The organism is Novosphingobium sp. 1529 (assembly GCF_040544855.1).
GTDB classification, from domain to species: Bacteria; Pseudomonadota; Alphaproteobacteria; order Sphingomonadales; family Sphingomonadaceae; genus Novosphingobium; species Novosphingobium capsulatum.
In genome coordinates this window covers 72,296-96,352 of record NZ_JBEPKW010000007.1, presented here as the reverse complement: position 1 = coordinate 96,352, position 24,057 = coordinate 72,296, and the positions used below count along the sequence as shown (strand labels likewise).

22 protein-coding genes and 1 tRNA gene are annotated in these 24,057 nt (G+C 67.8%); 10 read left to right on the top strand and 13 right to left on the bottom strand.

Going from position 1 to position 24,057, the window contains the following annotated elements; translation table 11 throughout:
* Window positions 1-78: 78 nt before the first annotated feature.
* Complete coding sequence (locus ABIC78_RS14470; RefSeq protein ID WP_210426922.1) at window positions 79-495, top strand: DUF1761 domain-containing protein; 417 nt, start codon at window positions 79-81, stop codon at window positions 493-495.
* A 136-nt stretch (window positions 496-631) separates the two neighbouring features.
* Here ABIC78_RS14470 and ABIC78_RS14465 read toward each other — a convergent pair whose 3' ends face one another.
* On the bottom strand, window positions 632-1,435 hold the full coding sequence (locus tag ABIC78_RS14465; RefSeq protein ID WP_354490464.1) for a peptidoglycan DD-metalloendopeptidase family protein: 804 nt from the start codon (window positions 1,433-1,435) through the stop codon (window positions 632-634).
* Between the two features lie 5 nt (window positions 1,436-1,440).
* Entirely contained in the window at window positions 1,441-2,721 is a 1,281-nt protein-coding gene (gene serS, locus ABIC78_RS14460; RefSeq protein ID WP_354490462.1) for a serine--tRNA ligase, read from the bottom strand.
* Between the two features lie 93 nt (window positions 2,722-2,814).
* On the opposite strand from serS, the gene ABIC78_RS14455 reads away from it, so the two are divergent.
* A complete protein-coding gene (locus tag ABIC78_RS14455; protein WP_354490460.1) occupies window positions 2,815-3,600 on the top strand; it encodes an enoyl-CoA hydratase/isomerase family protein in 786 nt (261 codons plus the stop codon).
* 27 nt (window positions 3,601-3,627) lie between these two features.
* Here the strand turns inward: ABIC78_RS14455 and ABIC78_RS14450 are convergent, their stop codons facing one another.
* The 8 genes from ABIC78_RS14450 to ABIC78_RS14415 form a co-directional block, all read right to left on the bottom strand.
* Complete coding sequence (locus tag ABIC78_RS14450; RefSeq protein WP_354490458.1) at window positions 3,628-4,275, bottom strand: GntR family transcriptional regulator; 648 nt, start codon at window positions 4,273-4,275, stop codon at window positions 3,628-3,630.
* Window positions 4,276-4,379: 104 nt separating this feature from the next.
* Complete coding sequence (locus ABIC78_RS14445) at window positions 4,380-5,135, bottom strand: MgtC/SapB family protein (RefSeq protein WP_084391098.1); 756 nt, start codon at window positions 5,133-5,135, stop codon at window positions 4,380-4,382.
* A 14-nt stretch (window positions 5,136-5,149) separates the two neighbouring features.
* Window positions 5,150-6,598 (bottom strand): efflux transporter outer membrane subunit, encoded by a 1,449-nt coding sequence (locus tag ABIC78_RS14440; protein WP_354490456.1) that lies wholly within the window; start codon window positions 6,596-6,598, stop codon window positions 5,150-5,152.
* Window positions 6,595-9,759 (bottom strand): efflux RND transporter permease subunit, encoded by a 3,165-nt coding sequence (locus ABIC78_RS14435; protein WP_354490454.1) that lies wholly within the window; start codon window positions 9,757-9,759, stop codon window positions 6,595-6,597. The genes ABIC78_RS14440 and ABIC78_RS14435 overlap by 4 nt, the downstream gene beginning before the upstream one ends.
* Window positions 9,760-9,772: 13 nt before the next feature.
* The gene (locus ABIC78_RS14430; protein ID WP_354490452.1) at window positions 9,773-10,960 is read right to left on the bottom strand and encodes an efflux RND transporter periplasmic adaptor subunit; all 1,188 of its coding nucleotides are present in this window, start codon (window positions 10,958-10,960) and stop codon (window positions 9,773-9,775) included.
* Between the two features lie 56 nt (window positions 10,961-11,016).
* Window positions 11,017-12,381: a sensor histidine kinase gene (locus ABIC78_RS14425; protein ID WP_354490450.1), complete on the bottom strand. Its 1,365-nt coding sequence runs from the start codon at window positions 12,379-12,381 to the stop codon at window positions 11,017-11,019.
* A complete protein-coding gene (locus tag ABIC78_RS14420; protein ID WP_354490448.1) occupies window positions 12,378-13,052 on the bottom strand; it encodes a response regulator in 675 nt (224 codons plus the stop codon). Before ABIC78_RS14420 ends, ABIC78_RS14425 begins: the two co-directional genes overlap by 4 nt.
* Before the next feature lie 238 nt (window positions 13,053-13,290).
* Window positions 13,291-13,365, bottom strand: a tRNA-Val gene (locus ABIC78_RS14415).
* Window positions 13,366-13,477: 112 nt separating this feature from the next.
* Between ABIC78_RS14415 and ABIC78_RS14410 the strand changes: the two genes are divergently transcribed.
* Window positions 13,478-13,816 carry a DUF3297 family protein gene (locus ABIC78_RS14410; RefSeq protein WP_022675621.1) on the top strand — a complete coding sequence of 113 codons (339 nt, stop codon included), beginning with the start codon at window positions 13,478-13,480 and terminating at the stop codon, window positions 13,814-13,816.
* Window positions 13,817-13,842: 26 nt separating this feature from the next.
* Here the strand turns inward: ABIC78_RS14410 and ABIC78_RS14405 are convergent, their stop codons facing one another.
* The gene (locus tag ABIC78_RS14405; protein ID WP_354490446.1) at window positions 13,843-14,691 is read right to left on the bottom strand and encodes a CHAP domain-containing protein; all 849 of its coding nucleotides are present in this window, start codon (window positions 14,689-14,691) and stop codon (window positions 13,843-13,845) included.
* A 218-nt stretch (window positions 14,692-14,909) separates the two neighbouring features.
* Here ABIC78_RS14405 and der point away from each other — a divergent pair, with 218 nt between their 5' ends.
* The 7 genes from der to ABIC78_RS14370 all read left to right on the top strand — a co-directional run bounded on the left by der (window position 14,910) and on the right by ABIC78_RS14370 (window position 21,779).
* Entirely contained in the window at window positions 14,910-16,289 is a 1,380-nt protein-coding gene (gene der / locus ABIC78_RS14400) for a ribosome biogenesis GTPase Der (protein ID WP_107718001.1), read from the top strand.
* On the top strand, window positions 16,286-16,738 hold the full coding sequence (locus tag ABIC78_RS14395; protein WP_168352391.1) for a DUF983 domain-containing protein: 453 nt from the start codon (window positions 16,286-16,288) through the stop codon (window positions 16,736-16,738). Before der ends, ABIC78_RS14395 begins: the two co-directional genes overlap by 4 nt.
* Window positions 16,739-16,941: 203 nt before the next feature.
* The gene (locus tag ABIC78_RS14390; RefSeq protein WP_354490443.1) at window positions 16,942-17,247 is read left to right on the top strand and encodes a hypothetical protein; all 306 of its coding nucleotides are present in this window, start codon (window positions 16,942-16,944) and stop codon (window positions 17,245-17,247) included.
* A 54-nt stretch (window positions 17,248-17,301) separates the two neighbouring features.
* Window positions 17,302-18,039, top strand: a complete 738-nt coding sequence (locus ABIC78_RS14385) for a response regulator transcription factor (protein ID WP_354490570.1) — start codon at window positions 17,302-17,304, stop codon at window positions 18,037-18,039.
* A gap of 13 nt (window positions 18,040-18,052) precedes the next feature.
* On the top strand, window positions 18,053-19,438 hold the full coding sequence (locus tag ABIC78_RS14380) for an ATP-binding protein (RefSeq protein ID WP_107718004.1): 1,386 nt from the start codon (window positions 18,053-18,055) through the stop codon (window positions 19,436-19,438).
* 107 nt (window positions 19,439-19,545) lie between these two features.
* Window positions 19,546-20,241: a carbonic anhydrase gene (locus tag ABIC78_RS14375; protein ID WP_062787749.1), complete on the top strand. Its 696-nt coding sequence runs from the start codon at window positions 19,546-19,548 to the stop codon at window positions 20,239-20,241.
* Window positions 20,238-21,779 carry a SulP family inorganic anion transporter gene (locus tag ABIC78_RS14370; RefSeq protein ID WP_354490441.1) on the top strand — a complete coding sequence of 514 codons (1,542 nt, stop codon included), beginning with the start codon at window positions 20,238-20,240 and terminating at the stop codon, window positions 21,777-21,779. The genes ABIC78_RS14375 and ABIC78_RS14370 overlap by 4 nt, the downstream gene beginning before the upstream one ends.
* A 200-nt stretch (window positions 21,780-21,979) precedes the next feature.
* On the opposite strand, the gene ABIC78_RS14365 is transcribed toward ABIC78_RS14370, so the two are convergent.
* Together ABIC78_RS14365 and ABIC78_RS14360 are read right to left on the bottom strand one after the other, a co-directional pair.
* Window positions 21,980-22,858, bottom strand: a complete 879-nt coding sequence (locus tag ABIC78_RS14365) for a TorF family putative porin (RefSeq protein WP_062787745.1) — start codon at window positions 22,856-22,858, stop codon at window positions 21,980-21,982.
* Between the two features lie 212 nt (window positions 22,859-23,070).
* The gene (locus ABIC78_RS14360; RefSeq protein WP_354490439.1) at window positions 23,071-23,967 is read right to left on the bottom strand and encodes a pirin family protein; all 897 of its coding nucleotides are present in this window, start codon (window positions 23,965-23,967) and stop codon (window positions 23,071-23,073) included.
* Window positions 23,968-24,057 lie beyond the last annotated feature (90 nt).

The following is a 24,057-nucleotide window of genomic DNA, read 5'->3' as shown; positions in this document are numbered from 1 at the left end:
CTGTCACATGTTTGCGCTTTGCGTGCGCTGGGTCTAGGCACAGGCACACACGGGGGCGTGGCACGGGAAAGAGGTGCAATGGGTCCGGTAAACTGGTTTGCAGTGATTTTGGCCGTCCTGGCGGCGCTGGCGGTGCAGGGCCTGTGGTATGGCCCGCTCTTTGGCCGGGCACGCCTGGCCGAAGTGGGGCCGGGCGGGCTGGGCCTGCGCATGGCGCCCTGGCGCACGCTGGCGATCACCGCGGGCCTGCTGCTGGTCAGTTCCACGATGATGGGGCACATGTTTGCCCGCGTCGGCGCGGCCACCCTGGCGGCCAAGCCCTGGCTCTTCTTCATGATGTCGGGCGGCCTGGCCGGTGCCTTTGTCATTCCCGGCCTGTGGATCGGCTATACCCAGCAGCGCACCTCGACGCGCCTGGCGATGATCGATGCCGGCTGCGTCATGCTGTGCTATCTGGCCATGGGCACGGTGTTCTGGCTGCTGGGCCGGTTCTGATATTCTAGAGTCGGCATAAGGCCTCGCACCACCCCCCAACCCCCTCCTCTAAAGAGGATGGGGAGAGCAGCGTTAAAGCCCCATCCTCTTTAGAGGAGGGGGTTGGGGGTGGTGGAATCCCGCACAATCTTTGCAGTTACAACCGCACCGGCAGATAGGGTGCCGGATCGCGCGGTACGTTGTCGCGGCGCAGTTCGAAATGCAGCGTCGGCTTTTGCGCTTCGCCGCTGCGGCCGATCCGCGCGATCGGCTGGCGGGCGGTCACGCGCTGGCCCTCCACCACGTCAACCCGGCCGAGATAGGCATAGGCGGTGACCCAGCCACCGCCGTGGTCGATCACGATCAACTGGCCAAAGCGCTGCGGCTCCGTGCCGGCGAACAGCACGCGACCAGCGGCGGCAGCGTGGACCGACATGCCAGTAAACGCGGCCAGATCGATGCCGTTGTTGGCCCGCCCCTGCGCCTGGCGCACGCCAAAGCGCGCCACGATCGTGCCTGATGTGGGCCAGGACAGGCGCGGGGCGCCAGTTTCGCGCTGGTGTGCCGGGGCCGTTTCGGGGGCCGGGCGTAGCGGCGGCGCGGGGCGTGCGACGGGCGCCGGGCGGGGTGCCGGCCGAGGCACTGGCGCCGGGCGTGAAGCACGGGTGGATGAGGGCGGCACGGCGTCACCTGCTGGCGACGGCCGGCGCAACACTTGCCCCTGGGTAATCAGATAGGGCAGCGGCACGCGGTTTTCCGCCGCCAGCGCCGCCATCGAAACGCCCATGCGGCGGGCAATCGCGGCAAAGGTATCGCCCGGCTGGACCACGTAGGTCCAGGCGATGATCGGGCTTTCATAGGGCGGCGGCGGCGGTGCGGGCGGGGCGGGCGGCGCAGCCAGCGATGCCGACGGCAGCAGCGCGAGCAGCAAGCTCAGGCCGCGCCGTTGCATCCGCCCCATGGCGTTCAGCCCTGCGGCACCAGGCGGGTAAGCCCGCCCATGTAGGGTGCCAGCGCCGCCGGCACCTCTACCGAGCCGTCTTCCTGCTGGTAGTTTTCCAGCACGGCCACCAGCGTGCGGCCCACGGCCAGGCCCGAACCATTGAGCGTGTGGACGAATTCGGTGCCCTTGGCATTGTCTGGCCGATAGCGCGCGTTCATCCGCCGCGCCTGGAAATCGCCGCAGTTGGAGCACGAGGAAATCTCGCGATAGGCATCCTGCCCCGGCAGCCACACTTCCAGGTCATAGGTGATGCGCGCGGTGGCGCCCATGTCGCCGGCGCACAGCAGCATCTTGCGATAGGGCAGGTCCAGCGCCTGGAGCACCGATTCCGCCGCCGTCGTCATCCGTTCGTGCTCGGCGGCCGAATCCTCGGGCTTGCAGATCGTGACCAGCTCCACCTTGTCGAACTGGTGCTGGCGAATATAGCCGCGCGTGTCGCGACCGGCGGCACCGGCTTCGCTGCGGAAGCACGGGGTCAGCGCGGTCATGCGCAGGGGAAGCGCGCTTTCGGGCAGGATCTGTTCGCGCACGGCATTGGTCAGCGAGACTTCGGCCGTGGGGATCAGCCAGCGCCCGTCGGTGGTGCGGAACAGGTCTTCGGCAAACTTGGGCAACTGGCCCGTGCCGAACACCGCCTCGTCCTTGACCAGCAGCGGCGGGGCGCATTCGACATGGCCGTTCACGCCGGTCTGGTGATCGAGCATGAACTGCGCCAGCGCGCGTTGCAGGCGGGCCATCTGGCCGCGCAGGAAGGTAAAGCGCGCGCCGGAAATCAGCGCGCCGGTTTCAAAGTCCAGGCCCAGCGCCGGCCCCAGATCGGCATGTTCCTTGGGCGCAAAGGCAAAGCTGCGCGGGGTGCCCCAGCGGGCCACTTCCACGTTGCCGGCTTCGTCTTCCCCCTCGGGCACGGCATCGGCGGGCAGGTTGGGCAGGGCGGCCAGCGCAGCCAGGCTTTGCGCGGAAAGCTGGCGCTCTTCCTCTTCCAGCGCGGGCAGCGTGGTTTTCAGCGTGGCGACTTCGGCCTTGAGCGCTTCGGCAGTGTCCTTGTCACCCTTGGCCATGGCCGCGCCGATCAGCTTTGAGGCTTCGTTGCGGCGGCCCTGCGCCTCCTGCATCCGCGTGGCCACCTCGCGGCGGCGGGCGTCGAGCGCCAGGATGTCGGCAGAGACGGGGGCCACGCCACGGCGAGCGAGGGCGGCGTCGAAGGCTTGCGGGTTTTCGCGGATCAGGCGGATATCATGCATGGTTGCCGGGCTATGCCCGCAAGGCTGCGCGGATGCAATCGGCCCGATGCGATGAGACTTGCCGGAAAAGGGCAGATCAGGAACAAGGCGCGCATGACGCAGACCCCGCACCGCCTCGCTCTTCAGGTTGCCGATCATCTTGGCATCATCACGCTTGCCCATCCGCCGCTCAATTTCCTCTCGGTGGAATTGCTGGGCGAGATCGCCGATGCGGTGGAGGCCTGCGATGCCGATCCCGGGGTGCGCGCGATCGTGCTGCGCGCGCAAGGCAAGACGTTCTGCGCCGGGGCAGACCTGGTTGGCGGCGCAGCCGGGGAAAGCGGGCCCGATGGGCTGGCCGCGATCCGCCGGCTCTATGACCAGGCGCTGCGCCTGTTTGGCCGGCGCAAGCCGATGATCGCGGCAGTGGGCGGCGCGGCGGTGGGCGCAGGGCTGGGCCTGGCCCTGGCCGCCGATTTCCGCATTGCCAGCCCGGCAGCGCGCTTTTGCGCCAATTTCGTGGCGCTGGGCTTTCACCCCGGCTTTGCCATCAGCCACACCCTGCCGCGCGTGGTGGGGGAACAGCGCGCGGCGTGGATGATGCTCTCGGCCGAGCGGGTAAAGGGAGAGCAGGCGCTGCAATGGGGCCTGGTCGATCGCCTGGTGCCAGCAGAGGAACTCGATACGGCGGCCCTGGCCATGGCCGGCACCGTGGCCGCGAACGGGCCGCTGGCCCTGGTCGACGTGCGGGCCACCCTGGCGCGCGGCCTGGCGCAGGAAGTTGCCGCCACGCTCTACCACGAACTGGCGCGGCAGACTGCGTTGCGCGATACGGCCGACTATGCCGAAGGCGTGGCCGCCGTGTTCGAGCGGCGGCCGGCGCGCTTTATCGGGGCGTGACGCCGCGGCAGCGTTGGCCAGGCGGGATCAGGTCTGGTGCAATTGCTGGCGCAGGTCTTGCAACGTGCCGGTGATATGGGCGGCGGCCAGTTCCTCGGCCCGTGCGGCATCGCCGGCCAGCCAGGCCTGCAACAGGCCGCTATGCTCGTCATGGGCGCGGTCGCCGCGTCCGGCCGGGGCGAGATGGGCCACGGTATAGCGTTCCGACAGGAACTGCAGCCGCTTGATCAGTTGCACGGTCAGCACGCGGCGGCAGGGCCGGGCCAGCGCAACGTGGAACTCGCGGTTGCGCATGGCCACCTGCTCGGCTTGGCCGGCAGCGGCCTTGTCCAGCGCGTCCATCGCGGCGGTGGCGGCGGCGCGTTCGGCGTCGGTGGCGGCCAGTGCCGCCAGGCCAACCGCCGCCGGTTCGATCGCTAGGCGCAGGGCATAGATTTCCTCGGCCTCGTCAGCGCTCATCGCGCGGACGAAGTAGCCACGGTTGGCATGGGAAACCAGCAGGTTCTCCTGCTCCAGCCGGGCCAGCGCCTCGCGCAGCGGGATCTTGCTCACGCCAAATTCGGCGGCCAGCGCATCCTGCCGGATCGGCTGGTCCTGCGCCAACTCGCCCGACACCACTTTCTCGCGCACGAGATCGAAAATCCGATCGGCCAGCGTGCGCACGACAAGGCTCATTCCCGCTTACTCCAGCAGCCGCGGCGATGGGGGCAATTCCTGTTCCGGCCGGGCGCGACCATATATGCCACGCGCTGGTAACCGCAATGCCTGCCGGCACCCGATCAATGCGTGGTGCTGACCGTCCAGGTGGCGCTGGTAATGGCAGCGTGGCGGCCGATATGGGCGGTGATCGCATCGAGATCGGCCGGGTTGGCGGTGGTCGGCACCAGGATCGCGCCAAGTTCGACCTGGGTATCGCCATCGGTCAGCGTCTCGATCTCGCGGATCGGATAGTGGTGCATGTCGAGTTCCTCGAACAGCAGATCGCGCGCGGTGGCGACGTTTTCCGCCGCGCAGACCACGTGCACGCGATAGAGCGCCTCGGTCTCGCCCGGCGTCAGCGGGCGGCGGTTGACGGCATCGACCAGCGGGCGCAGCAGCGTGTTGCCGGCCAGCACGAACACGGCAACCAGCACGGCTTCCGCCGGTTTGCGCGCGCCAGCAAAGCTGCCCACCGCGGCACTGGCCCACAGCGTGGCCGCTGTGTTCAGCCCGCGCACTTGCGTGCCTTCCTTCATGATCACGCCGGCGCCGAGAAAGCCGATGCCCGATACGACATAGGAAATGACCCGCACCCCGCCATCCACCCCGGCAACCCGCAGGCCAAGATCGGTGAACGCGGCCGCGCCCACTGCCACCAGCACATTGGTGCGCAGCCCGGCGGTACGCTGGCGCCATTGCCTCTCCAGCCCGATCAGCGTGCCCAGCACGAACGCGGTCGACAGGCAGATCAGGCTGGTGATCAGCCCGACCAGATCGACATCGAACAGCGCGGCGATCGAGGCCGGATCGGGCAGGTTGTGTGATGCAACGGACATGACCGGCACCTAGATCAGCCGGCCGGAGAATGCCACCCGCCGCCCAGTGCCTCATAGAAGGCGGCGGTATCGCTCAACCGCGCGGCCTGCGCTTGGGCCAAGGCCTGGTCGGCCTGAAGCAAGGCGATGCGGGCTTGCAGTTCGGCCGTGGGCGCCACGGCGCCATCGCGGGCCTGGCGTGCCGTTGCTTCCAGGGTGTCACGTGCCGCCTCGCGCGTATCTTGCGCGGCGGCGAGGCCCGCCGCATCGGCTGCAAGCGCGGCGAGCGTATCGGCGACGTTCTGGAAGGCGGCCAGTACGGTGGAGCGGTATTGCGCGTCGGCCTGGTCGTAGGCGGCGCGCGCCGCGCGTTGGCGGTGGAGCAGGGCGCCGCCGGCAAAGATCGGCTGGGTCAGGCCTGCCCCGGCTGACCAGAACGCATTGGCGGCCGACAGCAGGCTGGACCAGCCCGCAGAATTGCCGCCCGCGCTGGCGCCGATGGTGATCTGCGGCAGGCGGTTGGCGGTCGCGATGCCCACCCCGGCGCTGGCGGCGTGCAAGTTGGCTTCGGCCGCGCGGATATCGGGCCGGTTGCGCACGAGCTGCGCCGGCAGGCTGAGCGGCAGTTCGCGCGGCAACGTTACCTGCGACAATGCAACCGGGGCCAGCGGTCCATCGGCCGCGCCCTGTCCGGTGAGATAGGCGAGCAGGTCTTGGCTTTGCGCCAGGGCATGTTCGAGTGGCGGCAGCGCGCCTTGCGCCTGCGCCAGTTGCGCCTGCTGCGCCATCAGGTCGACGCCGGCGGCCTGGCCCACGGCCAGCTGGTGGCGGGTGATCGCCAGCAGTTCCTGTTGCAGGGCGATCACCTGGCGCTGCTGATCGACCTGTTCCTGCAGGGCGGCGCGCTGAAACGCGGTGGCCGCCACGGTGTTGATCAGAGTGATCCGCGCGGCCTGCGCCTGATAGGCCTGGGCATCGTATTGCGCGCGCGCTTGCTCCACGCTGCGGCGGTTGCCGCCGAACAGATCGAGTGTGTAGCCCACGTTCACCTGCGCGGTCTGGAGGCTGTAGGTGAAGCTTGAGTTGTTGGGCACCGGGGCCAGGTATTGCGATCCCTTGACGCGGTTGGTGGTGGCCCCGGCATCGACCGTGGGAAACAGCACCCCGCGCTGCGCCAGCCACAGCTCGCGCGCTTGTCTCAGCCCGGCGCGCGTGGCGGCCAGATCGGTATTGGCTGCCAGCGCCCGGTCGATCAGCGCATCGAGCGCGGGCGAGCCGAAGGCGTGCCACCATTCGCCCGCCACCTCGCCCGATGACAGCACCTGCGTGCCGCCAGCGACGCCTCCAGGCGCAGTGATCGCCGTGGGCGTGGCGGGGGCATAGGCGGTTTGCACAGGCGGCGCGGGAGCGTGGAAATCGGGCCCCACGGCACACCCGCTTGCCAGCACGCAGGCGGCCGCTGAAAGGACTTGCCGCGCGCTCATGCCGCCTGCTCCGGTTCCTGGGCCGGGCGAACCGAGCGGTTGGAAAACAGATCGATCATCACCGGCAACACGATCAGGATCAGCACCGGCGCCAGAAGGATGCCGCCCACCACCACCATGGCCAGCGGGCGCTGCACCTGGCTGCCGATGCCGGTCGATACCGCCGCCGGCAGCAAGCCGACACAGGCCGCGATGCAGGTCATCATCACCGGGCGGAAGCGGGTGCGTGCGGCATGCAGCACGGCCTGCGCCCGGTCCATGCCATTGCCGATCAACTGGTTGAAATAGGCCAGCACGAGAATGCCCTCCATCACCGAAATGCCGAACAGGCCAATGAACCCGATCGCCGCCGAAACGCTGAACGGCGTTCCGGTCAGCGCCAGGATCAGCACGCCACCGACCAGCGCCATGGGCATCACGCTGGCCGCCAGGGCGGTGTCGCGCACCGACCCGAAGTTGAGGAACAGCAGCATGACGATCAGCGCCAGACTGATCGGCACCACCACTTCCAGCCGGGCGAGCGCAGCCTGGAGATCGCCGAATTCACCCACCCATTCGATGCGGCTGCCGGGCGGCAGCTTCACCTCGGCGGCGATCTTGTGCTGCGCTTCCAGCACCGCGCTGCCCAGGTCGCGCCCACGCACCGAGAACTTGATCGGGATGTAGCGCGACTGGTTTTCGCGATAGATGAACGAATAGCCCGAGACGAGGCTGACATCGGCCACGGTCGAGAGCGGAATCTGGCTGACACCGCCGGTGGCATTGGGCACCGCCACCGGGATGGCGCGGATCGCGGCCAGATCCTGGCGGAACTGCGGCGCCAGGCGGATCACGATCGGGAAATTGCGGTCAGAACCATATTCATAGAGGTTGCCCGCCGCCTGCCCGCCGATCGCGGCCTGGACCACGGCGTTGATGTCTCCGGGGGCAAGACCATAGTGCGCGGCCTTGTCGCGGTTGATCTTGATGTTCAGCGTGGGCTGGCCCAGCGCATCGAACACCGACAGGTCGGTAATGCCGGGGATCTTGGCCATGATGACCTTGATCTGATAGGCGGTTTTTTCCAGCGCCTGCAAATCGTTGCCATAGAGCTTGATCGAATTGGCGCCCTTCACGCCGCTCGCGGCTTCCTCGACATTGTCTTCGATGTTCTGGCTGAAATTGAACTCCACGCCGGGGAAGGGCGCGGCCAGTTCGGCGTTCACCTGGCGGGTCAGCGCGTCCTTGGTCACGCCCTTGGGCCATTGGCTGGCCGGCTTGAGCGGCACGTAGAATTCGGCATTGAAGAAGCCGGTGGTATCGGTGCCGTCGTCGGGGCGGCCAAGCTGGCTGATGACGGTCTTCACCTCGGGATACTTCATCAGCATGTGCCGCATGCGGTTCACCTGGCCCTGCGCCTCTTCCAAGCTGATCGAGGGCGGCAGGGTGGCGCGAATCCAGAAATTGCCCTCTTCCAGCTTGGGCAGGAATTCCAGGCCCAGCCCATGCATGGCGATGCCCGCGGCCAGCAGCAGCGCCGCCATGGTGCCCAAGGCCACCACGCGGTTGGCCAGGGCAAAGCGCAGCGCCGGATCATAGACGCGGCGCATCGCGCGCACGATCGGCGTCTCGCGCTCTTCCTCCTCGTCCTTGAGCAGGAAGGCCGAAAGCACCGGAGCGATAGTGAACGTGGCGATCAGCCCGCCGACGATGGCATAGGCATAGGTCTTGGCCATGGGTCCGAAGATGTGCCCTTCCACCCCGGTCAGCGTGAACAGTGGCAGGAAGCCGGCGATGATGATCGCCGCGGCAAAGAAGATCGCGCGGTTCACCTCGGTGGCCGACATTTCGATGATGCCTAGCTTGCCAAAGAAGCTGGCGATGCCCCCCTGGTGATCGAGCGCGCCAGTGGCGGCAAAGCGCGCGCGCGGTGGCTGGGCCAAATGGCGGAAGATGTTTTCCACCATGATCACCGTGGCATCGACGATCAGCCCGAAATCGATCGCGCCGACCGACAGCAGGTTGGCCGATTCCCCGCGCAGCACCATGATCAGGATCGAGAACGCCAGGGCAAAGGGAATCGTGGCGGCCACCACCAGGGCGCTGCGGAACGTGCCCAGGAAGATCCACTGCACGGCAAAGATCAGCGCGATGCCGAACACCATGTTTTCCAGCACGGTATGCGTCGTCACGTCGATCAGGTCGGTGCGGTCATAGATCTTTTCGAGATGGACGCCGGGCGGCAGGATGCCCTCGTTGTTGATCTTGTCGACCTCGGCCTCCACCGCCTTGAGCGTGGGCAGGCTCTGTTCGCCGCGGCGCATCAGGATGATGCCCTGGACGATGTCATCGTCATTGTCCTGGCCGACGATGCCCAGGCGCGGCTGGTTGCCCACCTCTACCGTGGCAATGTCCTTGACCTGCACCGGCTTGCCCGCCGCCGGGGTGGCCACCAGCGTATCGCGGATATCGTCCATCGAATGGATCAGACCCACGCCGCGCACCACCGCCGACTGCGGGCCCAGGTTGATCGTCTGGCCGCCGACATTGCCGTTGGCATTGTTGATGGCGTTGAGCGCCTGGCCCAGCGACAGGCCATAGGCAACCAGCTTGCGCTGATCGATCGTGACCTCATAGGTCTTGCTCTTGCCGGCCCAGCCGTTGACATCGATCACGCCCGGCACCGCCTTGAAGCGCCGCTGCAGGATCCAGTCCTGGATGGTCTTGAGATCGGTGACGGAATAGTTCTTGGGCCCGACGATGCGATAGCGATAGATTTCGCCGATCGGGCTGGTCGGTGAAATGCCCGGCTGCGCCCCGCCGGGCAGCGGCGGCACTTGCGACAGGGCATTGATGACCTGCTGCTTGGCCTGGTCATAGTCATAATCGAACGTGAACTGCACGCGCACGTCCGACAGGCCGAACAGCGAGATCGTCTCCACCTTCTTGACGTTCTTGATGCCCGCCAGCTGGATTTCGATCGGCATGGTGACGGTGCGCTCGATCTCGCCGGCAGACTGGCCGGGGTTCTGCGTCACCACCTCCACCATCGGCGGCACGGGATCGGGATAGGCCTCGATATTGAGCAGGCGGAAGGCTATGCCCCCGCCCACCAGGAACAGCGCCAGCAGGACCAGCACAAGCACGCGATGGCGCAGGGCCAGGGCAACGACAGGGTTCATGCGTCGCGCTCCCTCAATCCGCCTTGGCGCCACGGTCGATGAACAGGCTGCCCGCCGTCACCACCGTTTCGCCCGGTTTAAGCCCGCTCGTCACCTCCACAATGCCGCCGCCCACCTGGCCCGTGCCGATCGGGCGCAGCATCAGGCTGTGGCGGCGCATGTCGGCCACCCAGACGCGCGCAGTGTCCCCTTCAAAGATCACCGCCTCTTCCGGCACGATCAGCCCCTGGCGTGCGCCGCCCGTTTCCAGCGCAAAGCTGACATAGGTTTCGGGCTTGAGCCGTTCATCGGGATTGGCGATCTGGGCGCGCACGATCAGCCGGCGCGTGGCCGGGTCGATCATCGGCGCCACATAGGTCAGCGGCGCGCGCAAGGTGGTGCCATCGGGCAGGCGCACCAGCGCCATCTGGCCCAGGCGGGCCAGCCCGGCGTCTTCCTCGCGCAGGTTGCCGACCAGCCACACGCGCGAGAAATCGGAAATGGTAAAGGCCTGGGTGGCCGCGCCGCCGGTGGCACTGGCCACGTTCTGGCCCATGCCGATCAACCGCTGGGTGACCACGCCGCCCACTGGCGCGCGGACAATCCCTTCGCCATGGTTGATGCTGCCCAGCGCGCGGCGGCGGCCCTGCGCAGCCAGCAGATTGCCTTGCGCGGCGGCAAGATCGGCATCGGCCTGCTGCGCATCCTTGAGCGCGGCGCCCTTGTTGGCGGCTAAATCGTGCAGGCGGGCGGCATTGGCCTGCGCCACCTTGACCGCGGCGGCGGCCGTCATGATGTCGGCGTCGCTTTGCGCGGCTTCGTTGGCGGCCACGGCAAACAGCGGCTGGCCGGCGCGCACGCGGTCTCCCGCTTTGGCGAACACGCGCGTGACCTGCCCGGTGAACGGCGAAAAGACCGGCGTGGTCAGGTCATCGTCCACCGCGATCTTGCCATCGCTTTGCGTCGCATCGCCCAGCGGCCCGGTCTGTACCGTGGCAAAGCGCAAGGTATCCCACTGCGCCTGCGTGGCGGAAAAGCTGCCGTCGCTGCTGGCCGGGGGCGGCGTGGGGTCAGGGTCGCCATCCAGCCCGAGCATGCGCGGCGCCAGCCAGCCCCCGGCAGCGACCAGCACGACCAGCGCAGCGGCCAATTGCCATTGCATGCGGCGCGACAGAACTGGCACGGGCCGTTCCGGCTCGTCGGAGGGAAGATGATCCATCATGGCAGGCCTCGATCTTGAAATCGGGCCGGGCCTAGGCAGGCTCGCTTACATCAACCTTACGGCAAAGCGTATTCTGCCAGCGACAGAGTGAAGCACGCCCCGCCGCTGGCGGCGCGGGAAATCACCAGGCGGCCATGATGGACGTGGGCGATGCGCTGCACGATCGACAGGCCCAGGCCGGCGCCGTCGCTGCGGCGATGGTCGGCCCGCCAGAACCGCCGCGCCAGGCGCGTGGCGTCTTCCTCGGTCACGCCGGGGCCATTGTCGGCAACGCTGACCTGCGCCGGGCGGGCAACGCTGACTTCGATCGCCGTGCCCGGCGGGGTGTGCAGCCGCGCGTTGTCGAGCAGGTTGGCAATGGCCATGGCCACAAGGCCGGGGTTGCCATGGATCATCATCACCTCTTCCGCCCCGAACAGGGCAATGCTGCGCCCGCCCGCCAGCACATCGGGCGTGCGTTCGGCCACGACGGCCACGGCCAGCCCGGCCAGGTCGAACCGCTCGAACGCGGGCGCGGCATCGTGCTCCAGGCTGGCCAGATCGCGCAACTGGTCGAGCACGTGCGCCATCCGCGCGATCTGCGCCAGCGCCTCGTCGCGCGCTGGCCCCGCGGCCATGCGCCCCACTTCCAGCCGCAGGGTGGCAAGCGGGGTGCGCAGTTCGTGGGCCACGTTGCCGGCAAATTCCTGTTGCAGCGCCAGAGCTGCCTCCACCCGGTCGAGCAGGCCGTTGATAGCGCTGACCATGGCGGTCGCCTCGGCCGGCAGGCCCGCCGCATCGAGCCGGGCGCCCGGGTCCTGCGGGGCCAGCTGCGTGGCGGCCCGCGCCGTGTGGCGCATCCGGCGCAGCAATGGCCACAGCATGGTGATATTGGCCAGCGGCATCAGCAGCAGCAGCCCCACCAGCCAGACCAGGTAATGCGCCAGGAAGCTGCGCACCACATCGTCGACCACGGCGCCAGGGCGGGTCTGGTCCTGGGTCACGAGGATGCGCACGTTGTGGTTGGCAAATGCCCGCGGCACGCTCAGGCCAACCAGCGGCCCGCTGGTCAGGGCTTGTTCGTGCCAGGCCCGGGGCGGCTGCGGCCAGATATCGGGCAGGAAGAACGGGCTGTGGGCCAGAACCTGCCCGCGCGCATCGATCACGGCAAAGGCGCGCCCGTCATAGCCGGTGGCATAGATCGCCATCTCCTCGCGCGGCAGGGCCACCTGCCAATGGCCGCCTGGTGCGGGGATGACATGGCGCGCCACCAGTTCGGCCTGTTGGCGCAAGGTATCGCGCTCGATCGCGCGGACGCTGCTTTCCAGCACGGTGCGCGCGGCAAAGGGCATGGCAAGGCTCGCCACCACAATGGTGATGCCCTCTACCAGCAGGATGCGCGTGAGCAGCGAGGTCGCCGCGCGGCGGACCAGCCGCTTCATGCGCGTGGCTTGATGATATAGCCCACGCCGCGCACCGTCACGATCTCCGCCTCGCCCTGCGCGGCATCGAGTTTCTGGCGCAGGCGATGGACATAGACCTCGATCGCGTTGGAGCCGAGCGGATCGTTGGCGCCGAACAGTTGGTCTTCAGCCAGGCGCTTGGTCACCACCTGTCCTTCGCGGCGCAGCAGGAGGCCGAGCAGCCCGGCTTCGCGCGCCGAAAGCGCCACAACGCGCCCCCCGACCCTGAGCGAGAGATTGTCGAGATCGAAGACCAGGTTGGCGCAGGCGATTTCACGGCCCTGGAACGTGCCGTTGCGGCGCAGCACGGCGCGCAGGCGGGCGAGCAGTTCGTCGGGCGAAAAGGGCTTGGCCATGTAATCGTCGGCGCCTGCGTCCAGTCCGGCGATGCGCGCCTGCACCTCGCCCCGCGCGGTGAGCACGACAACCGCAAGGCCATGCCCGGCGCGGCGCAACCGGGCGAGCAGGGCCAACCCGTCGCCATCGGGCAATCCCCGATCGAGCACCAGCGCGGCATAGGTATTGGCGGCCAGGAACAGCTCCGCCTCCTCGCTGCTGGCAGCATGATCGACAGTCAGCCCGGCACCGGCCAGCCACGCTTCCAGCGCACGGGCGAGGGGGGCATCGTCTTCGACAAGCAGTATGCGCATGCAGGAACCCGGTGATGTCTGGCCACAACAACGGACAGCCCGCCCGGCCCTGCGCCGCCGCTGCCGCATCAGGCGCGCGCTTGTCCCTGTGCCAAACGCAGGGCGCCGCAAATCCCTGCGCGATGCATCCAGATTGGCATGAATTGGGCGGTCGCCGGCTGGCGTGCGAGAAGGCGAGCAAGTGTGATGCAGGACATTACCTGCCGTGACCATAAAATCCGGATCTGTTGGGATTTTATGGTGGGCGCGACAGGGATTGAACCTGTGACCCCACCCGTGTGAAGGGTGTGCTCTACCGCTGAGCTACGCGCCCGCCGAAATGGCGTCCCGCGGTGGTCGATCGTGTCGGCCCCGGGGTGTGGAGGCGGCCTCTAACGGCGTTGCGCAACGTTGACAAGTGGGCATGTGAAGATATTTCGCTCCCCATGACCGATCCAATCGAAACGCCCGAAAACGCGGACGCCGTCGCCGCTCCTTCCACCGCACCTGCCACGTCCGGCGCCGATGTGCCGCCCGATCGCCTGGCGATCAACCCGCGCAGCGCGTTCTTTGACGCAGACAAGCTGGGCCGTGGCGTGGGCATCCGCTTCAAGGGCACCGTGCGCAACAATGTCGAGGAATATTGCATTTCCGAAGGCTGGGTGCGCGTGCAGGCCGGCAAGACCATGGACCGCAAGGGCAACCCGCTGACGCTCAAGCTCTCCGGCCCGGTCGAGGCATGGTATGAAGACCTGGGCGAAGACGCCCCGGTGGCCAAGGCCTGATCTGTGGGTTGTTCGGGTGCCGGCGTTTAGCGCAGGCGCCCGATCCCCATGCCGGCGCTGCCCATCCCGGCGCCGCCGGTGCGGCTGGCAATGATGCGGCCGATGGGATCATCGTCGCGCGCCAGGCTGGCCTGATCGCGCCGCGCCGGAGCCGGCAGCGCGGCACTGGCCGCAATGGTGGCCTGCGCCATCCTGATCCGCGCCGTGGTGCGCACGGGCGCGGCCGGTTTTGGCGCTGCCGTTTCCACCGCAACGCCACTCAGAAAATCGCCATCGATCGGGCTGCGCGCCGGGGCCGTGGCGCGCGTGGCCATCAACACCTGGCGCTGCACGGCCGGCTGCGTCATGCTGCGCGGCGCAGCGCTCGCACTCGCCAGGCGCAGCGGCGTGGCGGTGCCGAGGTGGCGCGCGGGCGGGCGATTGTAGATGAAGCCGTCGACCGGCCAATGCGTGGTGCCCAGGCCCTGGATCGGCGCATACCACACGCGCACCGCGCTCCAGTCGTTGGCGTCGGACACGTCGACCGCGCGTACATCGTTTTCCTTTTGCCCGCGCGTGCCGTTGATCGGTGACCAGTTGGCATGGCGCAGCAGCACGGTGCGCGAATCGATCACCCGGCTGACCATGGCGACATGGCCCAGGCGCATCGCGCCATAGGGATGGAAGCTCATCACCGCGCCGGGCTTGGGCGTGAAACCGCGTTCATAGCGGCCCTCGGCCTGGTCCCACCAGGTATGCGCATCGCCGAACAGCTGAATGCCTGAAACCTGCCGGGCATAGGGCACGCATTGCAGGTAAGGCAGCGCGCCGGCGGTATCGGCCGGTGCGCCATCGGATTGATCCGGGCCGGGAATCAGGGCGATCGGGGCGGCCATGGCAGCCCCTGGAGCGATCATCCCGGCGATCAGTGCCGCCCCCGCGGCCAGGCCCAACGGCCCTGTTCTTGTCCACCACACCATGGCGCTGTTGTGCCGGCAAATGGTCAATGCCCGCCTGACCGGCTTGGTTAATGGCGGTTTTACGAATCGCGACCAACCGGGCCTGGTATGCAACGCCCGCTTGCCTTTGGCGCCAAGCCGGGCCAACGGGGGCTATGCGTCCCCAGGTTATCATCATCGGACGGCCCAACGTGGGCAAGTCCACTCTGTTCAACCGGCTTGTCGGCAAGAAGCTGGCGCTGGTTGACGACCAGCCCGGCGTCACCCGTGACCGTCGCTTTGGCGATGCGTCGCTGCTGGGCCTTGAATTCACCATCGTCGACACCGCCGGGTGGGAAGACGAAGATCCCTCCAGCCTGCCCGGCCGGATGCGGATGCAGACCGAAGCATCGCTGGAAGGCGCCGACGTGGCGCTGTTCGTGATCGATGCGCGCGCCGGCATCACCCCGCTGGACGAGGAAATCGGCCGCTATCTGCGCGGGCACGATATTCCGGTGATCCTGCTGGCCAACAAGGCCGAGGGCCGCGCCGGCGATCATGGCCTGTTCGAGGCGTTCTCGCTGGGCTTTGGCGATCCCGTGGGCGTTTCGGCCGAGCACGGCGAAGGCTTGGGCGACCTGTTCGAGGCGCTGCTGCCCCATTTTGCCGAGCAGGAAGCCGAGGACGAGGCAGAAGCCACCGACGAGGAGGCCGAGTACGATCCCAAGGCCGTGCTCAAGCTGGCCATCGTTGGCCGGCCCAATGCCGGCAAGTCCACATTGATCAACCGTTTCCTGGGTGAAGACCGCCTGCTCACCGGGCCGGAAGCGGGCATCACCCGCGATTCGATCGCCATCGACTGGAACTGGACCGATCCCAAGGACGGAGAAGAACGCCCGATTCGGCTGATCGATACGGCCGGCATGCGCAAGAAGGCCCAGGTGGTCGACAAGCTGGAAAAGCTGTCGGTGGCCGATGCCCGCCGCGCGATCGATTTTGCCGAAGTGGTCGTGCTGCTGCTCGATGCCACGCGCGGGCTGGAACACCAGGATCTCAAGATCGCCTCGATGGTGCTGGAAGAAGGGCGCGCCCTGCTGATTGCCATCAACAAGTGGGACGTGGCCGAAGATGCCAGCGGCCTGTTCAACGGCGTGCGCCAGGCGCTCGACGATGGCCTGGCGCAGGTGCGCGGCGTGCCGCTGGTGGCGGTTTCGGCCCGCACCGGCAAGGGGCTGGACACGCTGCTGTCGGCCGCCTTTACGCTGCGCGATGCCTGGAGCAAGCGCGTGCCGACTGCGGCGCTTAACCGCTGGTTCGACGATGCGCTGGCGGCCAACCCGCCGCCCGCGCCAGGCGGCCGCCGCATCAAGCTGCGCTATATCACCCAGGCCAAGACGCGCCCGCCCAGCTTCGTGATGTTCGGCACGCGGCTCGATCAGCTGCCCGAAAGCTATCGCCGCTATCTGGTCAACGGCATCCGCCGCTCGCTGGGGTTCGAGGCGGTGCCGATCCGGCTGACCCTGCGCAGCCCCACCAACCCGTTCGCCAAGAAATGACCCGCAACCCCCCGCGCCGCCTGGCAGATGCCCTGTGGCGCGGGGCGCGGGGCCATTGCCCGCGCTGTGACGGCGCGCGCCTGTTTGCCGCCTGGCTGCGCCCGGTGGCACAGTGCCCGGCCTGCGCGCAGGACTGGCGCGGCCATAGCGCCGACGATTTTCCGCCTTATGTGGCGATCCTGATCACCGGCCATGTCATGGCGCCGGTGATCATCGCGCTGGGCCTGCACACCACGCTGTCATGGCCGGTGATGATGGGCGTGTGCCTGACCATGACGGTGACGATGGTGCTGGGCCTGTTGCAACCGGCCAAGGGCGCGGTGATCGCGCTGCAATGGTGGCTGGGGCTGCATGGTTTTGCCGCAGCGCCGGGCAAGGCCCTGGCGCCAGGCGCTGCGTCGACGCGCGAAAGCGCCGCGATCGAGACACGCCCGCGCAACGAAACGTAATTGCTTTAACAGCTTCGTCCCTATGCCGGCGCCATGCCGCACCGGCACTTTGCTGCGGCATGGCGCGCAGGGTGGACATGAAGGCGCAATCTTTTCTTGCGCAGCAACACTTCTTCACGAAGCCGCACCCATCGCGCAAAAGGCATGGTGTTACCCCGGACACGACCAATTTCACGACCAATTACTTGCGGAGTGTCCCCCTCATGATCCTCGCTTCCTTCCTCGCCCTGGCGACGCTTTCGGCTCCGGCTGCCCCGCTGCTGGCCGCTCCCACTGCCGCTGCTCACCCGGCCCCGGTGTGCCGGGGCGCGCCTGGCCGTCCCGCGCTGTGCCGCCCGGCTGCCGTCGCCGCGCCGGTGGCGGAGCGCACCGATGCAGCCGCTGGCCGTGTCGCCGTGGTGGCCTGCCATCCCGATCCGGGCAAGAACCGTGGCTGTTTCCGCCGCACCGCCATCGGCACTGATGCTGCCCTTGCCCAGAACGCCGTGGTGCGCGAGGATGCGCGCTGAGGCGGCGGTATGATCGAGCCTGGAACCAAAGGAGCGCCATTGCGTAGCACAGCCATGCTGGCCACTCGTCTTGCCCCCTCCATCGTGCTTGTCGAAGACGATGGCCCCCTGCGCACGCTGACCGCCCGCGCCCTGCGCGAGCATGGTTATGAAGTGCGCCCGGCCGCCACCGGCGCGGAAATGTGGGTGCTGCTCGATAGCGCGCCGGCCGACCTTGTCGTGCTCGATATCATGCTGCCCGGCACCAACGGGATCGAGCTGTTCCGCAAGCTGCGGCGGTTGAGCGACGTGCCGATCATCTTCATTTCCGCCCGTGGCAGCGAGGAAGACCGCGTGCTTGGCCTGGAACTCGGCGCGGACGACTATCTCGCCAAGCCGTTCGGCACGCGCGAACTGGTCGCCCGCGTCGGTGCCGTGCTGCGCCGTGGCGCACAGGGTGGCGATAGCCTGGCCGCGACCGAACCGGGCGAACGCGCCAGCGAAATCCGCTTTGACGGCTGGACGCTCTCGCTCGCCCGCCGCGAACTGCATGCCCCCGATGGTGTGATGGTGGACCTGACCGGGGCGGAGTTCGATCTGCTCGCCACGTTCGTGGCGCAGCCGCAGCGCGTGCTGGGCCGCGAACGCCTGATCGAGCTGTCGCGCACCCGCCTGGGTGACAGTTCAGACCGCAGCATCGACGTGCTGGTGTCGCGCCTGCGCCGCAAGTTGACGGCGGCCGGGGGCGAAGCCCCGATCGCGACGGTGCGCGGGGTTGGCTACATGTTCAAGGCGCAAGTCACCCGCACGTGATGCAGCGCCGCTCATGATTTCCCGGCGCCGGCTGTCGCTGCGCCGGGCCATGCGCCGCTTCGGTTTGCCGGAGCGGCTTTTGGCCATTCTGGTGCTGATGGCGGCGATCGATTTCGGCTCCAACGCCGTGCTGTTCGATCGCGCCAGCAACTTTGCCCTGCGCAGCGATGATGCGGCGCGCATTGCCGAAAACCTGGTAATCGCCAGCCGCGCGCTGGAAGCAGAAGAGCCCGCCGACCGCCCGGCGCTGGCCGAGCGATTGTCTTCACCGCGCTTTTCCCTGGCGTGGAAACCGCGCCTGGCCCACGGCGACGATGCCCTTTCGCTCGACCGGCTGCGCGCGCAGGTGCTCGATGCCGCGCCCGAATTGGCCTCGGGCGATCCGCGCTTTTCGCTGAAATCGCTCGCCTCGCCCGGATCGGTAAACGGGGCGATGCTGCTCAAGGATGGCTCGGGCGTGGTGTTCCGCACCCAGGCAAGCGAGGCTTGGACGCTCAATGCCGGACGGCTGGCGGTGCTGCTGGTGCCAACGCCCTTGCTGGTGGTTCTGGCCTGGGTGCTGTTTCGCGCCACGATCCGCCCGCTCAAGGCGCTGGTATCCGCCACCGGGCGGGTTGGCGCCGGCCCGCCCGAACCGCTGACCGAGCGCGGCCCGGACGAAGTGCGCCGCCTGATCCGCGCGTTCAACCGCATGCAAAGCCGCATCTATCGCCAGATGCTCGATCGCACGCAGTCGATGCTGGCGATCGGTCATGACTTGCGCACACCCCTTGCGCGGCTGCGGCTGCGGCTGGACGATGCCGGCATCGACCGCGAAACCCAGGCCGACATGGTCCACGACATTGACGAGATGATGCACCTGCTCGCCTCGCTGCAAGCCTATGTCGAAGGGGAAGGGCGGCAGATCCCGGCAGAGCCGGTGGACCTGGCGGCCATGGCGATGACGCTGGTGGACAACGCCTATGACCAGGGGGGCGATGCCACCTATGACGGGCCAGACCGGCTGGTGATCCAGGCGCGCGCGGTGTCGCTGCGCCGCGCACTGGGCAATCTGGTGGAAAACGCGCTGCACTATGCCGGGCATGTGGAAGTGATCGTGCGCGCCGATGGCGATTGGGCCGAAGTGGTGGTGGCCGATCGCGGGCCGGGCATTCCGGTGGACCGGCTGGATGAAGTGACCCAGCCGTTCGTGCGCCTGGATGCGGCGCGCGGGCGCGATACGCCGGGCATGGGGCTGGGCCTGGCCATCGTCAAGCGCGCGATCCGGGCCGAAGGCGGCACGCTGATTCTCGCCAATCGCCGCCCCGAACCGGGCGAGGCCGGGCCGGTCAGCGGCCTTGTCGCCACGGTTCGTCTGCCGCGCAAGGCCGGCTACCCCGCTGCCAAGCCAGGGAAATAGTTCCTTACAGTTGCGACGGCTGCGGGCAAAGACATCCGCGTACCTCTTGCATCAAGCGCAACGGCATTCGCCCCGCGCATCAGATATTCAAGAGGAGGTACCTCCCCATGAACGAACTTATCGGCCGGGTTTTCCGTTTCGAAAAGACCGTCTTTCCGCAGAGCAGCGAGCTTTATGGCCAGCTTTCTGCCCACGGCCAGGCGCCCAAGGCGCTGATGGTGTCCTGCGCGGATTCGCGCATCGTGCCCGAGCAGATCATGCAGGCCCAGCCTGGCGACCTGTTCGTGTGCCGCAACGCTGGCAACATGGTGCCGGCCTATTCAACGATGAACGGCGGCGTCTCGTCCACGGTGGAATATGCCGTGGTGGCGCTGGGCGTGCGGGACATCATCGTGTGCGGCCACTCTGACTGTGGTGCGATGAAGGCGCTGGCCGCGCCCGAGCCGCCGCAGGGCATGCCCAACGTGGTGGCCTGGCTGCGCCATGGCGCTGCGGCCGAGCATGTCGTGTCGAGCTGTTCGCCGCATTTGCACGGCAGCGAGCGCGTGCGCGCGGTCAGCCTGCAGAACATCATCGCCCAGATCGATCATCTGCGCACCCATCCTTCGGTTTCGGCGGCGATCGCGCGCGGCGAAATGTCGCTCCATGGCTGGTTCGTGGATATCAGCGCTGGCCAGGTACTGGGCCTGGATGGCGATACCGGCGAATTCGTGCCGCTGCGCGAAGATCGCCCGCTGCCGGTTGCCCTGGCGGCCGCACCGCGCTTTGCGCGCGAACCGGCCCTGGCGGAGGCGGCCGAATGAGCCAGGCAGCAGTCGCTGCATCGCCCGAGGCTGCCCCCGCAAGGGGTGGCCTCGTTCGCGATTTCACCGCGTCGATCGTGGTGTTCTTGGTGGCCATGCCGCTGTGCATGGGCATTGCCATCGCCTCGGGCGTGCCACCGGAAAAGGGCCTGGTGACCGGCATCATCGGCGGCATCGTCGTCGGCCTGCTCGCCGGCTCTCCCTTGCAGGTTTCCGGCCCGGCGGCGGGCCTTGCCGTCATCGTGTTCGAATTCGTGCGCGACAATGGCCTGTCCGCGCTGGGCCCAGTGCTGCTGGTTGCCGGGCTGATCCAGCTGGTGGCCGGTATTGCCCGCCTGGGCGGCGTGTTCCGCGCCATTTCCCCGGCGGTGGTGCATGGCATGCTGGCCGGCATCGGCGCCTTGATCGTGGTGGGCCAGTTCCACATCCTGTTCGATGCCAAGCCGATGTCCAATGGCCTTGCCAACCTGTCGATGATCCCGGCGCGCGTGCTGGGTCTTTCGCCGTTCGATTGGCGCGCCAGCGAAATGGCGCTGGTGCTGGGCCTGGTGACGATCGTGGGCATGCTGACTTGGGACAAGCTCAAGCCCAAGGCGCTGTCCCTGGTGCCGGGCGCCCTGATCGGTGTGGTCGCTGCCACCGTGCTCGCCGCCGTGCTGGGCCTGCCGGTGGCGCGCATTGCCGTGCCGGATTCGCTCAGCGCCGCGTTTGCCGCGCCGGGCGGCGCGTTCCTCGATCCGCTGCTGGCCAAGCCGGCGCTGCTGGTCTCGGCCGTGGCCATCGCGTTTATTGCCAGCGCGGAAACGCTGCTGTCTGCCGCCGCGGTCGATCGCATGCACAATGGCGTGCGCACGGATTACAACAAGGAACTGCGCGCGCAGGGCATCGGCAACCTGCTGTGCGGCATGGTTGGCGCCCTGCCGATGACCGGCGTGATCGTGCGCTCTTCGGCCAACGTCCAGGCCGGTGCGCAAACCCGCTGGTCGGCCGTGCTGCATGGCGCGTGGATCCTCGGCTTTGTCGCGCTGCTGCCCTGGCTGCTGCGCGAAGTGCCGATGGCGGCGCTGGGCGGTGTGCTGGTGGTGACGGGCTGGAAGCTGGTCAGCCTCAAGCATGTGAAGCACCTGTTCACCCACTATGGCCCGCTGCCCGCCGCGATCTGGGCGGTGACCTTTGCCCTGGTCGTGACGACCGACCTGTTGACCGGCGTGCTGGTGGGCATGGCGCTGTCGCTGGTGGAGCTGCTGCCCCACGTGAAGCACCTCAACCTGGGTGTTCATGCCCACGACCATGGTGACGCCACCAACGTTGAACTCAAGGGCGCGGCCACGTTCCTGCGGCTGACCAAGCTCAACGCCGTGCTTGAAGACCTGCCGGCCGACCGCCGTGTCCACCTCGATCTCGGCCGGGTCAAGGCGATCGACCATACCACTGCCGAAACCCTGCGCGAATGGCTCGCCCGCCGCCGCCAGCAGGGCAACGCGGTAACCGTCTCGGGCCCCGAGCCGATCCTGCGCGCGGTGCCCCACGCCGCCTGATCGCGCAGAGCCCCTGTCGAACTCCTGAGCCCACCCCCATCCCGGCTCATGGATGGCGCACCACGCGCCGCTGCCCCCACGGCCTCTGGCCTGTGGGGGCAGTTTCGTTGAGGGAACCGGCCGACAACGGCACATAAAAAGTCCCCCGCCAGCTTGGGGCTGGCGAGGGACAGTCGTGCGTACCTGGTGGAAAGGGTGGGTTAGAAGTTGACGGTGGCCGACAGCACCACGCGCGAGGACGAGATCGAGGCGCCGTCCTGGACCTGGTACTTGGTGAAGTTGGGCCGCAGATAGGCGGCATCGGCATCGCTGATGTTGGTGTCGATATAGGCAATGCCCAGCACCACCTTGCCCAGCGCCAGGTCTGCGCCCAGCAGCCAATCGGCATAGGAACCGGTCGGCGCCACGCTGGTGCCGTTGGGGCCGAGACCGGGGTTGCCCTTGGAATAGCCGAGGTGGGCCTTGAGCGTGACCGGGGTAGTCGGGATTGCGCCGCTCACATCGCCCCAGACATAGAGGTTGTCGTTCTTGGCACCGGGATGTTCGGGCGTGCCCGCCACATAGCTGGCGCCCGAATCATACCACTGGCCCAGCGCCTGCTGCTTGGGCGCATAGGCCACGCCGGCCAGCGCCGAGACCGGGCCGACGGTGCCCGACAGCTTGACGAAGGGTTCGGCAAAGTCGGTCTTGGCCGCGCCGCCCGGATACATGTACCAGGTCAGGCCAACGTCGAGCGTTGCCGGGCCGAACGACTTCTTGAAGCCGCCGATCGCGTCGAGTTCCAGGTTGGGGCCCCCGAACGTGCCCCAGCCGGCGAGGTTGGAGCCCCAGGTGCCGACGTAGAAGCCGCTTTCATGGGCGATGGTGACGCCGGCCTGCAGGGCAAAGCCGTTGTTGGATTGCGACACGCCGCGCAGGCGATAGTCGGTCACCACGGCGGCGCTGCCGGAAATGGTGATGGCCGAAGGCGGCGCGGTGTCTTCCGCCTTGGCCGCGCTGGCCAGGGCCATGGATGCGCCGGCCAGCGTGGCGGCCAAGGCGATACGGCCGGCCCGGCGGCGTGCAGAGCGTTGAATCATCGGAACTGTCCTTCCCTCACGGTCATCGAGAAACGGTTCCGCCTGCGTCTCGGCGCCTGCCCGTCTCGGACGATGGCAAGGGAAAGCCCGGCCATCTCCGGCAGCAGGTTGCGCCGAGATGACCGGGGTTAGGCTGCGATGCTGTCTGTTCCTTTTCCCTTATGCAACGAAGTATTGCTGTGTTTCTGCTGTGGCTTTTACGTCACAGCCACTTATTCGGGCAGCGGAATGAACTCGTGCTCTTCGGGAACATGGGCAAAGCGGTCTTCCTTCCAGTCTGCCTTGGCCTGTTCCAGGCGATCGGGCCGCGACGAGACGAAGTTCCAGAAGATGTGGCGCTTTTCGGGAAACGGTTCGCCACCCATCAGCATCACCCGCGCGCCGGTCGTGCTTTCGATCACCACTTCGGCGCCGGGCTTGAGCACGATCAGTTCGTTGGTGGCAAAGCCGCCGGTCTGGCCGCCCACGCTGATTTCGCCACTCACGACATAGAGCGCCCGCTCCACGTGATCGGCCGCGACGCGATAGCGTCCGCCCGGCGCGATCACCAGTTCGGCATAGACCAGGTCCGACAGGGTCTTGACCGGCGAGGTCAGGCCATCAACCTGCCCGGCGATCAGCGTCAGGCGGGTGCCATCGACCTCGCCTGTGGGGATTTCATCCGCCTTGTGGTGGGCAAAGGCGGGATCGGTTTCCTCGGCATGGGTGGGCAGGGCAACCCAGGCCTGCAGGCCGAACAGCGGGCCGCCGCTGCTGCGCATTTCCGGGCCGGTGCGTTCGGAATGGGTGATGCCGCGCCCGGCGGTCATCCAGTTGACCTCGCCGGGGCGGATCGCCTGGACCGAGCCGAGCGAATCGCGGTGCAGGATCTCGCCCTCCACCAGATAGGTCACCGTGGCGAGGCCGATATGCGGGTGCGGGCGCACGTCGAGCCCCTCGCCACCGGCAAAGGCGGCTGGGCCCATCTGGTCAAAGAAAATGAACGGCCCGACCATGCGGCGGTGGGCCGAAGGCAGCGCGCGGCGCACCTTGAAGCCTTCGCCCAGATCGCGGACCGGGGGCAGGAGGGCAAATTCGATGCCCGGCACATCGGGGGTGCGGATGGTCATGGCGGTGTTCCCAAAGCTGGCGCCCGTGACGGGCTATGTGGCCGGTTTAAAGCGCGCAGCTATTCAAGGAAATACCGATAAGGCTGGTCG